The following is a 15,044-nucleotide window of genomic DNA, read 5'->3' as shown; positions in this document are numbered from 1 at the left end:
GTATAACAAAAGAGTAGAGAGTAATTTGCTTTCTATTCTTTGTATTGGCTGGCGCTGTTAGGCGTTAAGCCTGCCTCGCCAACACAAAGACACTCCTTGCACCCTTTTATTTACGTCTTTGTCTTCAGCCGAACGCTCTTTGTTACCTATGCAATCTCCATCCTCCTTTTCTGAGGCATCACGGCCTTTTTTAACTTGGCAACGCATTCTTGACTGGGCTCAAGAACACTATCGCTGCCGTACCTTTAGCAAAGATGAGCGCATTCCAGCCCGGCCTGGATTGCTATATTTGGTGCAAAGGGGTGCGATCCGTATGGTAGGAACCGCCCAAGTTAGTGCGACTGCCAGCCAGCTAACGTCTCGACGAATTAACAGAACCCCAGAAGAAGCGTTCTTGGGTTTTGTGGGAGCGGGACAGCCATTTGAAATTGTTGCTCAATCACCATTTACACTCCAGTCTTACGCCCATGTTGACCAAACTGCGGTGTTGTGGATGTACTGGCACGATTTAGACAACTGGCCTCACTTCCGGCGCGAAGTTATGGATGCCTTTAGGTATCAGCACCAGCGTAAGCTACTGTGGCTGAGTGCCTTGGGACAACGCCGCACAATTGACCGACTCTTAGGATTTCTCACATTGTTAATTGAGGAATATGGAGAGCCAGCAATGAGCGACACTGATCCTGATGTGATTCGCGGTTATTGTCTGCCCTTCCCCCTTACCCATGCCCAAATTGGTAGTGCGATTGGTTCCACTCGTGTTACCGTCACCCGCTTGATGGGTAAGCTGCGTCAACGTGGCTTAATCCTGACTCAAGGCGATAATCTCATTTGCTTGCCAGCAGAGTCGATTAATAGAGCTGGTTAAAGCACAGTTCAGAGCGGCGATTTCCGCCACTCTGTCTTGAGTGCGATGGGCTACGCCCCGCCGGAGACGATCGCAAGAGTCAGCGAATTTTGACAAACCCAGCTTGGCTAATCAGTTCCTGTCCCTGCTCAGTCAGCAGTAAGTTGGCGTAAGCGACACCTGCTTGCTGCTCAGTCTGACCATTCTGTTTGACCACCACAAACAGATTGCGGGTAATCGGGTATTTTCCTGATTGGAAAGCCTCAATGTTCAATTTGTTTCGTTTACCAGGACATTCGGACGGGAGGACAGATGGTTCTTGGTATGGAGCAATGTATTGCCCTTGCGTTCGCCCCAACGGCAAGGCTTTGATTGAGCATTGAGGAATCACCTCTGGGGCAGAAGCGTAGTAGATGCTACCAGGACTACCAGCCAATTTTTGCAAGGCTTGGGTGGTTGTGGAGATAAATTCCACATTGGAACTAAAAGGTTGACCACCCAAGATATCTTGCAGAAAAAGTTCGACCGTACCGCCATCAGCAATGCGGCGGGAATAGGGCTTAATCGGGATATTGGGGCCACCCACCTGGCTCCAATTATTGATTTTGCCTGTGTAAATTGACTTTAACTGGTCTACCGTTAGTCCTGAGATATTCAGGTTGGGGTTAACTGCGACTGCTAAACCATCAATTGCCACAGGAATTTGTTTTAAAGTGAACCCACGCTGCTGGGCACGGCTTAACTCTGGATCTAGAACTGGTCGAGAGGACTGGGCAAAGGCTAGTTGACCGTCTATTAGAGATTGAATGCCAGTACCAGAACCAGGAGATGCATTACTAGGTTCTACATAGCGCAGCCGAAGTTCTGGCCGCGCCGCTTGAATTGCTGGATCAACTACCAGCCGAATCGGTGCCCAAGATGTACTGCCACCGTAATTGAATAATCCTGTAGGAACATCCTGTACTGAAGTGAAAGTATTGCCACTAGGCTGTTCTGATGCAGCTTGGGGCGTTTTGGTGTTAGCAGAATTAATTGTATTTAGGTTAACACCAGACTTTTTAGTAAACCACCAAAAACCGCCAGCTATTAGCCCGACGGTGATTAGGATGGATAATACAAGAATAGTTGTTTCATTTTTTTGGGACATAGTATAATTACCCGCGCGTCCATTCAATATAAGTGCTTGACTTGATAGGTGCTTGCTACTTGAGATTGTATTTGGAGGACGGGGGTTTTGTTGGCGAATTCTGACAAATCCTAACTTCTGACTACTTTAGAAGCGAAGGTATAATAATTTCACCTGGATTATTCGTCTCTTTTCTCAAGGCTTGAGTGTTTGTGAAGAGAAGTTGCTAGTAGTCTGTCAAGTTTAAATTGATGGGTAAGCAAGTTCGTAGTCAGGACTTTAGTCCTAATTTTCTAAGCACTAAAGTGCTTACTACAAACCATCAAAACTAGCTTGACACACTACTAGTTGACACTAAGATTTTTGCCCATAAAACTCAATTTCTCATGTTGAGAGTTTTTTTAGGTTAACTATTGGTTAATTTTTAATTTTTTATTGCTGATTATCGGACTGGTTCAAAGTCATAACCCGTGCGAGAACGGGAACCAGGAACAATTTTTACAAGTTGGACTGGCGCATTGCGATCGCCTGATGCTAAAAACCGAATTGTACCAGAAGCGCCGGTGGCAGAAAAGTCAGAGGATAAGAGTGCTTGTTGGACTCCAGAACGTGTGGGGTTGCGTCCTAAAGCCGCAATTAGAGCAACAGTGGCATCATAGCTGAGGGCACTTCGCCAACTCACATCACCGCCCCATAACTGCCGGGATTTCTGAGGAAAATCTGACTTAGGATCGCCCTCAATATGCCAGGGAACTGCCAATACCATCCCCACAGCTTGTTCTCTGCCAATTTCTAAAGTTTTAGTGGTGTAAACATCATCTCCCGCCAGCAGAGTTAACTTTTTCTGGTTAATCTGAATTACTTGCAGCGCTTTATCGAGAGTTTCAGTGTTAGCAGCTAACATCAACACTTCTGCACCTTGCTTAGTTGCTTGTTCTATACTTTTAGCCGCACTAAAATCCACCTGAGACAAATCAAATTCGCTAGATACTTGTCCACCCTCTAGGGAAACAGATGAGACAAACTCCGACTTTAAAGACTGGCTATAGTTACTCTGAGAATTAAAGAAAACCACTGCATTTTTTTTCTGCAAGGTTCTCACCATATAGTTGGCTAAACTTCTAGCAGCCATAAAATCACTGGGAACCGTGCGAAAAACGTAGCGGCTAAAGTTAGAAATTTTTACAGATGTACTGGTAGGGGAAATTGCTACAAGTTGTCCAGAAGTATAAATAGTACCTGCGGCTAAAGTGGAATCGCTAGTATTCGGCCCAACTACACCTAATACTTCTGAATTGCTGACTAGGTTAGAAGCGATTTGCTTGGCTATTTCTGGATTGTCATCGTCGTTAGCTATCCCCACCCTCAACGGCACTCCCTTGACTCCCCCAGAGGTGTTAATTTCATTTTGGGCTTGGGCGATGCCACGTAAAATTTCTAAAGAAGCATTGGGGTCAGTGCCGAATGGTACAGAAGCCACAATTGTGTAGCTCTTGGAAGAACCGATACGGGCATTGTTAAGAAAGATTAATGCTTCTGGATCGTTACGGTTGAGTTTTAGGGCAGCTGTGAAATTAGCGATCGCTTTATTATAACTTTTAGCCGCGATCGCCTGTACTCCTTCTTTTTTAACTGGAGAAATTTCACCCAAAGTAAAGGATTTTTCACCAAAACTAATCCGGTCTTGTACGGATGGATTGCTGCCTGCTTCCGAACCTGGAATGATGGTATTATTATCAATTTTGACCCCAGAGCCTTTAGTAAACCACCAAAATCCACCGCCAACTATGCCAACTGTCAGCAGCAGGGCCAAAGCTAAAATTGTGGTTTCATTCTTTTGCGACATGAACTAATTTAAATAAATAAAAAATGTTTATTATTTGATTATTTAGCTAAATCTAACCGCTTTGATCATTTAATTCTGACAAATCCAGCTTTTTCGATCAGTTCTTGACTCTGAGGTGTCAGCAGCCAATTTGCATAAGCAACACCTGCTTGCTGATCTGTTTGACCATTCTGTTTAACTATTACAAATAAATTGCGGGTAATTGCATAGTCTCCACTACGAAACGCTTGATTATTCAACTGATTACGCTTACTGGGACATTCAGATTGAGGTACAAAGGGTTCTTGGTAGGGTGGCACAAATTGACCGCTTGTTCGCCCTAGCGGTAGGGACTTAATTGTACACTGGGGTACAACCTCTGGGGCAGAAGCATAGTAAATTGCGCCACTATTCACCGCTACTTTTCGTACTGCTTCTGTGGTCGTGCCAATATAACTAACGTTGGCACCAAATTTTTCTTTATTTAAAACATTTTCGACAAAGAACTCCACTGTACCCCCAGCTTCTTGACTGCGAGAGTAGACTGTAATTGGTAAATTTGGGCCACCCACCTGTTGCCAATTAGTAATCTTGCCAGTGTAGATGTCTTTGAGTTGGGCGACAGTTAAACCAGGGATATTCAGATTGTGGTTAACTGCGATCGCAATTCCATCAATCGCAACCGGAATTTCTTTCAAACTAAATCCTTTTTGTTTAGCTTCGGCATTTTCTTCAGCTTTAACTGAGCGAGAAGATTGAGAAAAAGCTAGTTGATTATCTATCAACATCCGAATACCAGTTGCAGATCCTGCTTGACCTGAAGGAGGTTGAGTATAGCGTAAAGTAAATTGAGGGCACAGGCTTTCTAATACGGAGTCTACGTCTTTACGGATGGGTGCCCAGCTTGTGCTACCACCATAGTTGAATGTTCCCTGTGGGAGATTTGGCACGTTACATCTGTTGTTGACAAACTGCTTTGTGGAATTATCTGTGTTGCTACTCCCCGAAGGTTTAGCAACAGTTCCATTTAGTTGTGCCCACCGTTCCATAAAAAACCATAAGCCACCAAAGATTAAACCAATGGTGATGACAACGGCTAAGAAAAGACTAAGTGTTTCATTTTTTTGAGACATAGGTGGCTGTTAGCAGCAATTTTTAAAGTATTAGAGATAATAATTTATAAATAAGTCGAAATACGGCTGTTAGGGAAATCGCTACTAAACCTGCTCCAACTGCTAAAAAAACTACTACTTGAATGCCAAGCCCCCCTTGTAAAAAGGGCAGAAAAAAAATAATCGCAAAACTAATTGTTGGAATAATTAATAAATCGAACTTTTCAATCCACCGCCTGGTTTGGGCAAATATCAGTATCCCCAAAATTACACATGCAACAGTGAAACTAACTATTGGTAATTTTACTAGACTGAAGAGAGCGATCGCTATCAATGCCCCTTCAAATCCACTAAATGCCGCCCCACCCAACAATTCCACTGTCGAGAACGCTGGTTGAGTTGGTGAACGGCGGGGGACGACGGGACTAGAACTGGGTGGTTGTGGCGGAAGTGTTACAGAAGGCGAATTAAGTTGTGTAGAAGCCTGAGCCGCCTGTGAGTTCAGTGCATCTAAAACCTCTTGGGCTGACTGGAAGCGCTGATTGGCAGCAGGTAGCAGCATCTTATCTAAAATGTCAGCAAGGCGAGGGCTGACAGTCACTTGGGTTCGCCATTTCCACTGGTTGCTATAGGCATCAAATAATTGAATTGCTTCTTGATTTGTCAACAAAGTAATAAGAGTCACAGCCAAAGCGTATAAATCCGTAGATGGAAACACTTGACCCCCAGCCATCTGCTCTGGCGGTGCAAATCCCATAGAATAAATTCCTGTGGAAGAAGCAGCAGAACCAAGTGCAACATTTGTTACTTGCTTAACTGCGCCAAAATCTAGTAGAAAAAGTTTCCCATCACGACGGCGCATGATGTTAGAGGGTTTAATATCTCTGTGGATAATGCCTCTATGATGGACAAACTTTAGCACCTTCAGGATTTCTTGCAGCACCTCCAACACTTGTTGCTCAGAAAATTTGCCTTGTTGAACTAATTCTTCCTCTAAGTTTTGCCCATCAATGTATTCTTGTACCAAGTAAAAAAACTGGTCTTGCTGTCCTGGTTGCAAACCATTAACTATCACTGGGAAGAAAGCAAACAAGTCAGGGATTTGCTCGTGATCGTTACCAAGTTGTGATAAAACTTCTGCCTCTCTCTCAAACATCAACTGTGCTTGTTGCAGTTGATTTAAGGTTAAATTTCCCGCAGGTTGAAACTGCTTAACTACGCATTGACGCATTCCCGGTATTCGGCGATCGCGTGCCAAAAAGGCTGCTCCAAATCCCCCCCTTCCCAGTAGCTTCACGGGGACATATCGACCATCTAGCAGCAATGGCATACCACAGGTAGTACAGTACTTCTGCTGCGTTGTTTTCAGCGTCGTAATATCATCTAAATCGGCAAAATAGTTTTGTGGGCGTGGGCAACGTGGACGAGTACAGTAAACTTCCATTTTCGTGATTAGTCATTAGTCAAAATAATTCGTAATTGATAATGCGTAATGACGCTCTCTACGAGACGCTAAAAGCGAACGCGGACACGAGAAAGCGCGTCGCTAACGTAATTCATTCAGGTTACATAGAAACTAAACTTCTTTCTCAAGAACAGGAAACTTTTTTACTGATGTCAAATTCTTAGCTTGCCTAAGCTAGGCTACGGGAAAAGCTATGAAATAATCATTACGAATTACGAATTACGAATTACAAATTATTTGCTCATTGGTCATTTACAAAGAACATCGGACAAATGACATAGACGCCCTAAGGGTAGGACTAATCAAAAGATTTTAGTCTTCGGCGGCAGAGGTGGACGTCGCTATATCCAATGTAGTTATCACTATGCTTTTTTGTGCCAATGTTAACACATCTTGACTCCATCCAGGATTAGCAAACTGGGGCAAAATTTCCCGACTAAAAGCTTCTGCGGCCTTGGATCTATAGCGATTAGGATTAAAAATCAGCCACAGTGTCCGTTTGACGACGACGCCTTCAATGGGGGTACGGTGCAGAACACCCATTTGTAATTCTTTAGCGATCGCACTAGTTGAAACAAAGGCAGCCCCTAAACCAGATTGCACAGCATTTTTAATTGCTTCAATGGAATTTAATTCCATTTCAACTTTAAAACGTCTGGTATCAATTTCACAGCGTGCTAGCACTTGGTCAATTACTTTGCGGATAGTCGATTGGGAATCTAGGGCAATGAATTGTAATTTGTATAGGTCTTCTTTTTGGATTTTTTCCAGTTTGGTAAAGGGATGAAAGACAGGTAGAATGAGCGCTAGTTCGTCTTCAGCGTAAGAAACAACTTCCAAAGATTCTGATAGTTCACCGGGAATTTCACCGCCGATAATTGCCAAATCAACCTGTCCGTTAGCGACACTCCAAGCAGTCCGCCGGGTAGAGTGGACGTGTAATTGCACTGCCACATCTGGATATTTTTGTCGGAACATACCGATCATTCTAGGCAAAAGATAAGTGCCAGTGGTTTGAGAAGCACCGACAATTAAAGTACCGCCTTGGAGATTTTGTAAATCCTCGATCGCGCGGCAGGTTTCCTGACACAGACTGAGGATTTTTTCACCGTAACTTAGGAGTAGATGCCCTGCTTCGGTTAATTGGGCGCGTCGTCCTCCCCGATCGAATAGGGGGACATCTAGCTGCCGTTCGAGATTTTGCACTTGCAAGCTGACGGCAGGTTGGGAGACGTAAAGACTATCAGCGGCACGCTTGAAGCTTCCTTCTTGTGCGATCGCTTTGAGTATACGTAACTGATCTAAAGTGAAAGGAAGGTCAGACATAAGGCTCAAACCACAAACTTTGAAAGGAGCGGATGCACACAACAAATCAGGTTTGGCAGCAATTAGCCAGTTATGATTTGTTGCATATTAAACTTGAAACCTTGACTCGAAAAAGACAGTAGCACAACATCTTGACTAAAGTCTCCCTTTGAATACTTTGTGGTATTGGTTGTACTGAGTTCCATTTTCTTTAAATTATTTCACCCGTGTATATGCTGTTGATTTCTTGGTTGACACCCAGTCATTTTGTCATGCTGGGGCTACAAATAGTTTTTGCGATCGCTCACAGTGGAGGCGCTGCTTTGCGTCCTTGGGCAGAAAAATATATTGGCCCAAGGCTTTATCGCGTTCTCTTTGCATTAGTTAGCCTACCTTTGGCTGTCATATTAATTATTTACTTTTTTGGGCATCGCTATGATGGTTTGCAACTTTGGCAGGTACAAGGAGTACCTGGAGTGCGAGAATTTGTTTGGCTGTTGTCAGCTATCTCGTTTTTATTTTTATATCCTGCTACCTTCAATCTACTAGAAATTGCTGCCATTCAAAAGCCCCAAGTTCATCTCTACGAAACAGGAATTATTCGGATTACCCGTCATCCCCAGATGGTAGGACAAATAATTTGGTGTGTTGCCCATACTCTGTGGCTGGGTACTACCTTTACCCTTGTGACTTCCATTGGATTGGTGTTGCATCACTTGTTTGGAGTTTGGCACGGCGATCGTCGTCTAAGCGATCGCTATGGGGAAGCCTTTGAAATTGCCAAACAACGGACTTCTATTATTCCCTTTAAAGCAATTATCGACGGGCGTCAATCTATCAAATGGCAGGAATTTATTCGCCCTTCCTATTTGGGAGTTGCCATTTTCATAGTTTTGCTTTGGTTATCGCACCCTCTGTTGCTGGAAGCAACTAGTAAGATAAGATGGGAAATCTAGGCGATCCCCAGTGTCAGCATAAAATCCAAAATAGATGAGGATTTCAGCTTATCAATTGCCCTAAATCAATGTAGGATAAGTTCAAACATCTATCGATGGGGGTGGTCTGAGTCGAGTTAAGATTTTAAATTGGTAGTTGTTGGTCAGTTGCTTTTCCTTGGGAAAAAATCGCAGATTCAGTCAGATCCCCAGGTGGCCACGGCAATCAGGAGCCTAACGTCCAAAAAAGCCAGCGCGAATTCCACGGTGGCTTTTTTGTCAGAGACACATCAACGCGCTCAATTTTTGCTTAATTATTTTGTGTCCTGAGATTTGGTTCCTGAAAGCATCTATCGGCAGTTACTGACTTGCCAATCTTTCACTTCAATGCTGATAGGTAGTTTAATATAAAAACCTTATAATCCAAGAGGCGTCATGGTATTGTCGGTTAGTGAGCGGACATTTACTCAAGAAGTTTTAGAATCTCCTATTCCTGTTTTAGTTAATTTTGAAGCACCTTGGTGTGGCTTGTGTCGGATTATCCACCCACTGTTATTGCAATTTCAAGCCCAATGCGGGGAAGAAATTAAATTAGTTGGGGTTAACGCCGATCAAAATTTTAAATTGTCAACTACTTATAGGCTCAAATCACTACCCACTTTGCTATTGATTGAAAATGGCACTATTCGCCATCGCTTGGAATGCTTTCGCGGTAGAGAAGATTTACGTCTAGCTTTAGAAGAGATTCAAGCTAAGTACAGCAGTTGCCCGAAAATTTACAAGAGTTCAAAAACAGTGGACTTAGAATGTCGGTCAGCCTGATGGATATAGGGCATAGGGCATGGGGCATAGGGCATAGGGCTAATGACCAATGACCAATGACCAATGACCAATGACTAATAACCAAATCTAAAACCATGCTTAACACCCCACCCAACTCAGTCTTGGGTGGGTTATTTTATCCTAAAGGGTGTGTGTCACAATTATTAACAGTTCCGACACGCTAATTAAGAATTCTAAAAGTAGGCGTCAGTGATGGAAGTAATCTATCAGTATGCCTGGCTGATTCCGGTGTTCCCTCTTCTTGGGGCAATGCTGGTCGGTCTAGGGTTAATCTCGTTGAATCAGGTGACAAACCGCCTCCGCCAGCTTAACGCTGTGGTGATTATCTCCATGATGGGAGCAGCTATGGGGCTGTCGCTTGCCTTGCTATGGAGTCAAATTCAAGGACATGCGCCTTATATTCGCACCTTTGAGTGGGCGGCAGCAGGTAATTTTCACCTGAGCATGGGCTACACTATTGACCACCTGACAGCCCTAATGCTGGTGATTGTAACAACGGTAGCGTTGTTAGTCATGGTTTACACCGATGGCTACATGGCTCACGATCCCGGTTACGTGAGGTTTTACGCCTATCTCAGTTTGTTTGGCTCTTCAATGTTAGGTCTGGTGGTCAGCCCCAACCTAGTACAGATTTATATATTCTGGGAACTGGTCGGGATGTGTTCCTACTTGCTGGTCGGTTTTTGGTACGATCGCAAGTCAGCAGCAGATGCCGCTCAAAAAGCGTTTGTGACCAACCGCGTCGGCGACTTTGGTCTATTACTCGGCATTTTGGGGCTGTTCTGGGCAACAGGAAGCTTTGATTTTAATATCATGGGCGATCGCCTCGCCCAACTTGTCGAATCAGGTACTATCAGCAATTTTCTCGCTGTCCTGTTTGCGATTTTAGTTTTCTTAGGCCCAGTTGCAAAATCAGCCCAATTCCCCCTCCACGTCTGGCTACCAGATGCGATGGAAGGCCCCACCCCCATTTCTGCCTTGATTCACGCGGCAACAATGGTGGCGGCAGGTGTTTTCCTTATTGCCCGGATGTACCCAGTATTTGAAGACGTTCCAGCCGCAATGAATGTCATTGCCTTTACTGGGGCGTTTACGGCGTTTTTGGGGGCAACCATTGCCATTACCCAAAACGACATCAAAAAGGGCTTGGCTTACTCCACCATTTCCCAACTTGGTTACATGGTGATGGCAATGGGAATAGGTTCCTACAGTGCTGGACTATTCCACCTGATGACCCACGCCTATTTCAAGGCGATGCTGTTCTTGGGTTCAGGTTCCGTAATTCACGGTATGGAAGGTGTCGTTGGACACGACCCAGCCTTAGCCCAAGATATGCGCTTGATGGGTGGACTGCGGAAGTATATGCCCGTCACAGCAACTACTTTCTTAATTGGTTGCTTGGCAATTTCTGGTATTCCACCCTTTGCTGGTTTCTGGTCAAAAGATGAAATTCTGGGTAAGGCTTTTGAGGCTAACCCATTTCTCTGGTTTATCGGCTGGCTAACTGCCGGGATTACGGCTTTCTATATGTTTAGAATGTATTTCTCGACATTTGAAGGCAAATTCCGGGGTAATGACGAGAAAATCAAGGAAAAACTCAAGAAGGCTGCGGCGACAATTGTCCTGGAATTAGAGTCAGAAGAACCAGTCCCGAATTTTGGGCCTGGGGCGATGAAGAAAGGAGAATTGGCGGCAACTAGTCAGCAGCATGATTCCCATGACTCCCACGGGCATCACAGCGACTCCCCCCACGAATCGCCGTGGACAATGACGCTGCCGTTGGCACTGTTGGCTGTGCCTTCGATTTTGATTGGTTTGGTGGGAACTCCCTACGCCAATTATTTTGAAGAGTTTATCTTTCCTCCTAGCGAAACCCTTTCCGAAGTTATAGAAAAGGCTTCCGAGTTCAATCCAACGGAATTCTACATCATGGCGGGTGCCTCAGTCGGAATTTCTTTGATTGCGATTACCCTGGCTTCGCTGATGTATTTGCGCCGTAAAATTGACCCGGGTGCGATCGCTGCTCAAATCAAACCACTTTATGAGTTATCCCTCAACAAGTGGTACTTTGATGACATTTACCATCGGTTTTTTGTCCTCGGCTTGCGTCGCCTAGCTAGACAAGTTATGGAAGTAGACTTCCGCGTTGTAGATGGTGCTGTTAACCTCACAGGCTTTTTCACCCTTGTTAGCGGTGAAGGTCTGAAGTACCTAGAAAACGGTCGCGCTCAATTCTATGCCTTGATTGTATTTGGGGCGGTTTTGGGCTTAGTGATTGTTTTTGGTGTTACCTGATTTTAATAGGGGTGGGCGGATGTCCGCCCCTAAATTATTTCTTGAATAATGAAGTTAGTCTTATTAAGATTCATCCCAAAAAATTGGTTGCAGACTTTATAACTTACCATAATCCGATAGAACAGAATAAGAAAAAAATATATATATAGAATAATCTTTTTGCGCCGTAACCCACCATTAATTATCAATACTCATGGTGGGTTACGCTATCGCTAACCCACCCTACAAATTAATATAAGCCCAAGATTTAGCAAAATAATAAATTTATCACTAATTAAAATTTAAAAAAATAATTAATGTATTGTCAAAATCTAGTTTTATTTGCATCTTCAATCTCTTCTAAGCTCACATCTGCCTGATCCGATTTTGCATAAATGAGTAGAAGTAAGACGCATTCAGGTGAGACAACTTGATAAATCACTCGATATCCACCACTTTTACCCGTCGGGATATCACTGTTTTTTGCTCTAACTTTAAAAACAGTCAAGTCTATCCCAGAGATTTGATCGCCGATAAAATTTCCAGCCTCTAGCTGATCGATAACGGGTTGAATGTCAATTTGAATTTGCCGATAGCGTTGAGTCAGAGTTTTGAGACGGCGTTTGAAGGGAAGTGTAAAACGAACTTCTGCCATAAATCTAGGCTTCGATATCGTCCCAAAGCTCTGAAACTGGGAAAGTTTGTCCTGCTGCTGCTTGTCGCACGGACTCTTGCAGATCGGCTAACATTTGTGCTTTTGGCTCTTGTTCATCAATCCAAGCTAAACCACTGACGTTATCAGAATTTATGGAACTTATAAGCTGTTGCCAAAGTTCTACAGGGACGAGTACATCTGTTGTTTCTCCATTTACGTTGGTGACATAACGAATCTGACTTTCAATTTGTGGGATTATCATTATGGTTATTTATTTTGTCATGCTTTTTTGCACTGAATCGCTTTTTTCAACAACCACGCATACAGCATCGTGTATTTTTAGCGATAGGTTGGGCTACGCGTAGACGCGGAGCGGCTTGTCGTAGACATCGCACCCCTAAACTATAATTTTAGCGGCTTTTTTAGGGTAAATTTTTGACTTGACTGGGAGTATCACAACGCACATTCCGCACCCGCAACTGTCAAAAAAGACTCCCAAGAGAAAAAATAGGGGATTGCCAATTTAATTAAATCAACCTAACGAGGAAGACGAAATCCTCAAAAAGCTGTTAGTTAATAACTAGTGACTTTTTGCCAAACATGATTTTGATAGCAGACGAATTGTGATGAATACAGCTAATTTTCCGTGGCTGACGACGATTATTCTGTTGCCGATAGCCGCTTCACTACTGATTCCCATCATCCCAGATAAAGAAGGCAAAACAGTGCGCTGGTACTCCCTTATCGTAGGGCTGATAGATTTTGCACTAATTGTTTATGCTTTTTATACTGGGTATGATTTCTCCAATCCAGATTTGCAGTTGGTCGAAAGTTACCCCTGGGTACCCCAACTAGATTTGAATTGGTCAGTAGGGGCAGATGGCTTATCCATGCCCCTAATTATTTTGACTGGATTCATTACCACGCTGGCGATTTTAGCAGCTTGGCCTGTTACCTTCAAGCCGAAGCTATTTTACTTCTTGATTTTGGCGATGTATGGCGGTCAGATTGCCGTGTTCGCTGTCCAGGATATGCTGTTATTTTTCCTGGTGTGGGAACTGGAACTGGTGCCGATATACTTTCTGCTGTCGATTTGGGGAGGCAAAAGGCGGCAATATGCAGCGACCAAATTCATTTTATACACTGCTGGCGGTTCGCTGTTTATTTTGCTGTCTGCCCTGACAATGGGATTTTACGGCGATACGGTGACGTTTGACATGCGATCGCTCGCCTTAAAAGACTTCGCCCTCAATTTCCAACTTGCCGTCTATGCTGGCTTCCTGATTGCCTACGCCGTCAAGTTGCCGATTATTCCCTTGCACACCTGGCTACCTGATGCCCACGGTGAAGCTACAGCGCCCGTACACATGTTATTGGCAGGTATTCTCCTGAAAATGGGCGGTTACGCCTTAATTCGGATGAATGCCCAAATGCTCCCCGATGCCCACGCTCTTTTTGCACCAGTGTTGGTGGTTTTGGGGGTAGTTAATATCATCTACGCTGCCTTGACATCCTTTGCCCAGCGCAACCTCAAGCGAAAAATTGCCTACTCCTCAATTTCCCACATGGGCTTTGTGATGATTGGTATTGCCTCCTTCACCGATTTGGGATTGAGTGGGGCAGTGTTACAAATGGTTTCCCACGGATTAATTGGGGCGAGTTTGTTCTTCCTGGTTGGCGCAACTTACGATCGCACACACACCCTGATGTTGGATGAAATGGGCGGTGTTGCTAAGAGAATGCCGAAGATTTTCGCCATGTTCACCACCTGTTCGATGGCTTCTTTGGCACTGCCAGGGATGAGCGGTTTCGTGGCAGAATTAATGGTATTTGTTGGCTTTGCTACTAGCGATGCTTATAGCTCTACCTTCAAAGTCATTGTGGTATTCTTGATGGCAGTGGGAGTAATTTTAACTCCGATTTATCTGCTGTCGATGCTGCGAGAAATTTTCTACGGAGAAGAGAACAAGGAATTAGTTTCTCACCAAGCTTTGATAGATGCCGAACCCCGTGAAGTATTTATCATTGCCTGTTTGTTAATTCCAATTATTGGTATTGGTTTCTATCCAAAATTGCTGACTCAGATGTATGACGCCACAACTGTACAATTGACGGCAAGATTGCGTGATTCCGTGCCGACATTAGCACAGCAAAAAGAAGAAACACTCAAGGTTTCTTTGAGTGCGCCCCAAATCGCTGATTAAGTTGCGATCGCTAGTTTAGTTTAAAGATTTTTTGCTTTGAGGGCAGGTACAAAACCTGCCCTTTTTTGATGTACATTGCTTAGAGGCAATCCAATACTGCGTAGCTTTTGCCTAAAAAATAAAAATGTGTAGGTTGGGTTGAGGAACGAAACCCAACAAACCCTGCTAAATGTTGGGTAACGTTCAATAGCTCTTTGTTGAAATTCTTTATCTAGAAATTCGTAGGGACGTTCCCAATCAATTAATGCAGAAGTTTCTGGAAAAAAGAAATGCATTGCTTGGGGAAAATAAGCTTCTATAATTTCTTTCCAAGGGCTATCAAAATCCAGGGTAAGCTCATCTAATTTGGTATAGGGTGAGCTTGACAAATTAAGTAAGATAAGCATAAACAAAGGCGGAAAAAATGCACTTGACTTAAGAACAAGATCAATGAGAAGACTTCAATACTGTTGT

General features: G+C 43.8%; 12 protein-coding genes and 1 pseudogene. 5 read left to right on the top strand and 8 right to left on the bottom strand.

Annotated elements, in window-relative coordinates:
- Positions 1-148: 148 nt before the first annotated feature.
- The gene (locus LC586_RS24430; protein WP_100901811.1) at positions 149-868 is read left to right on the top strand and encodes a Crp/Fnr family transcriptional regulator; all 720 of its coding nucleotides are present in this window, start codon (positions 149-151) and stop codon (positions 866-868) included.
- Positions 869-947: 79 nt separating this feature from the next.
- Here the strand turns inward: LC586_RS24430 and LC586_RS24425 are convergent, their stop codons facing one another.
- The 5 genes from LC586_RS24425 to LC586_RS24405 all read right to left on the bottom strand — a co-directional run bounded on the left by LC586_RS24425 (position 948) and on the right by LC586_RS24405 (position 7,701).
- Complete coding sequence (locus tag LC586_RS24425) at positions 948-1,994, bottom strand: PstS family phosphate ABC transporter substrate-binding protein (RefSeq protein ID WP_229487242.1); 1,047 nt, start codon at positions 1,992-1,994, stop codon at positions 948-950.
- A gap of 421 nt (positions 1,995-2,415) precedes the next feature.
- The gene (locus LC586_RS24420) at positions 2,416-3,819 is read right to left on the bottom strand and encodes an ABC transporter substrate-binding protein (protein ID WP_229487241.1); all 1,404 of its coding nucleotides are present in this window, start codon (positions 3,817-3,819) and stop codon (positions 2,416-2,418) included.
- A 65-nt stretch (positions 3,820-3,884) separates the two neighbouring features.
- The gene (locus LC586_RS24415; RefSeq protein WP_229487240.1) at positions 3,885-4,931 is read right to left on the bottom strand and encodes a PstS family phosphate ABC transporter substrate-binding protein; all 1,047 of its coding nucleotides are present in this window, start codon (positions 4,929-4,931) and stop codon (positions 3,885-3,887) included.
- Positions 4,932-4,953: 22 nt separating this feature from the next.
- Complete coding sequence (locus LC586_RS24410; protein WP_229487239.1) at positions 4,954-6,354, bottom strand: serine/threonine-protein kinase; 1,401 nt, start codon at positions 6,352-6,354, stop codon at positions 4,954-4,956.
- Between the two features lie 333 nt (positions 6,355-6,687).
- Positions 6,688-7,701, bottom strand: coding sequence for a LysR family transcriptional regulator (locus LC586_RS24405; RefSeq protein ID WP_229487238.1), 1,014 nt, complete (start codon positions 7,699-7,701; stop codon positions 6,688-6,690).
- A gap of 212 nt (positions 7,702-7,913) precedes the next feature.
- Between LC586_RS24405 and LC586_RS24400 the strand changes: the two genes are divergently transcribed.
- The 3 genes from LC586_RS24400 (at position 7,914) to LC586_RS24390 (ending at position 11,753) form a co-directional block, all read left to right on the top strand.
- Entirely contained in the window at positions 7,914-8,636 is a 723-nt protein-coding gene (locus tag LC586_RS24400) for an NnrU family protein (protein WP_229487237.1), read from the top strand.
- Between the two features lie 414 nt (positions 8,637-9,050).
- The gene (locus tag LC586_RS24395) at positions 9,051-9,437 is read left to right on the top strand and encodes a thioredoxin family protein (protein WP_229487236.1); all 387 of its coding nucleotides are present in this window, start codon (positions 9,051-9,053) and stop codon (positions 9,435-9,437) included.
- 213 nt (positions 9,438-9,650) lie between these two features.
- Positions 9,651-11,753: an NAD(P)H-quinone oxidoreductase subunit 5 gene (locus LC586_RS24390; RefSeq protein WP_229487235.1), complete on the top strand. Its 2,103-nt coding sequence runs from the start codon at positions 9,651-9,653 to the stop codon at positions 11,751-11,753.
- Between the two features lie 304 nt (positions 11,754-12,057).
- Here the strand turns inward: LC586_RS24390 and LC586_RS24385 are convergent, their stop codons facing one another.
- Both LC586_RS24385 and LC586_RS24380 read right to left on the bottom strand, forming a co-directional pair.
- Positions 12,058-12,387 carry a type II toxin-antitoxin system RelE family toxin gene (locus LC586_RS24385; RefSeq protein ID WP_229487234.1) on the bottom strand — a complete coding sequence of 110 codons (330 nt, stop codon included), beginning with the start codon at positions 12,385-12,387 and terminating at the stop codon, positions 12,058-12,060.
- Between the two features lie 4 nt (positions 12,388-12,391).
- Entirely contained in the window at positions 12,392-12,649 is a 258-nt protein-coding gene (locus tag LC586_RS24380) for a hypothetical protein (RefSeq protein WP_229487233.1), read from the bottom strand.
- Between the two features lie 364 nt (positions 12,650-13,013).
- Here LC586_RS24380 and LC586_RS24375 point away from each other — a divergent pair, with 364 nt between their 5' ends.
- Positions 13,014-14,591 (top strand): NAD(P)H-quinone oxidoreductase subunit 4, encoded by a 1,578-nt coding sequence (locus LC586_RS24375; protein WP_229487232.1) that lies wholly within the window; start codon positions 13,014-13,016, stop codon positions 14,589-14,591.
- A 182-nt stretch (positions 14,592-14,773) separates the two neighbouring features.
- Here the strand turns inward: LC586_RS24375 and LC586_RS24370 are convergent.
- Positions 14,774-14,977 (bottom strand): annotated as a pseudogene (locus LC586_RS24370) (hypothetical protein); the annotation flags it as partial.
- Between the last annotated feature and the right edge of the window lie 67 nt (positions 14,978-15,044).

The sequence above is a fragment of the Nostoc favosum CHAB5714 genome, assembly GCF_020829495.1.
GTDB classification, from domain to species: Bacteria; Cyanobacteriota; Cyanobacteriia; order Cyanobacteriales; family Nostocaceae; genus Nostoc; species Nostoc favosum.
This window is presented reverse-complemented; position numbering and strand designations above follow the sequence as displayed.

What these genes read in the sequence shown, in the direction of transcription:
- LC586_RS24430 (WP_100901811.1), top strand. Translation starts at nt 149, where the DNA reads ATGCAATCTCCATCCTCCTTTTCTGAGGCATCACGGCCTTTTTTAACT.
- LC586_RS24425 (WP_229487242.1), bottom strand. Translation starts at nt 1,994, where the DNA reads ATGTCCCAAAAAAATGAAACAACTATTCTTGTATTATCCATCCTAATC.
- LC586_RS24420 (WP_229487241.1), bottom strand. Translation starts at nt 3,819, where the DNA reads ATGTCGCAAAAGAATGAAACCACAATTTTAGCTTTGGCCCTGCTGCTG.
- LC586_RS24415 (WP_229487240.1), bottom strand. Translation starts at nt 4,931, where the DNA reads ATGTCTCAAAAAAATGAAACACTTAGTCTTTTCTTAGCCGTTGTCATC.
- LC586_RS24410 (WP_229487239.1), bottom strand. Translation starts at nt 6,354, where the DNA reads ATGGAAGTTTACTGTACTCGTCCACGTTGCCCACGCCCACAAAACTAT.
- LC586_RS24405 (WP_229487238.1), bottom strand. Translation starts at nt 7,701, where the DNA reads ATGTCTGACCTTCCTTTCACTTTAGATCAGTTACGTATACTCAAAGCG.
- LC586_RS24400 (WP_229487237.1), top strand. Translation starts at nt 7,914, where the DNA reads ATGCTGTTGATTTCTTGGTTGACACCCAGTCATTTTGTCATGCTGGGG.
- LC586_RS24395 (WP_229487236.1), top strand. Translation starts at nt 9,051, where the DNA reads ATGGTATTGTCGGTTAGTGAGCGGACATTTACTCAAGAAGTTTTAGAA.
- LC586_RS24390 (WP_229487235.1), top strand. Translation starts at nt 9,651, where the DNA reads ATGGAAGTAATCTATCAGTATGCCTGGCTGATTCCGGTGTTCCCTCTT.
- LC586_RS24385 (WP_229487234.1), bottom strand. Translation starts at nt 12,387, where the DNA reads ATGGCAGAAGTTCGTTTTACACTTCCCTTCAAACGCCGTCTCAAAACT.
- LC586_RS24380 (WP_229487233.1), bottom strand. Translation starts at nt 12,649, where the DNA reads ATGATAATCCCACAAATTGAAAGTCAGATTCGTTATGTCACCAACGTA.
- LC586_RS24375 (WP_229487232.1), top strand. Translation starts at nt 13,014, where the DNA reads ATGAATACAGCTAATTTTCCGTGGCTGACGACGATTATTCTGTTGCCG.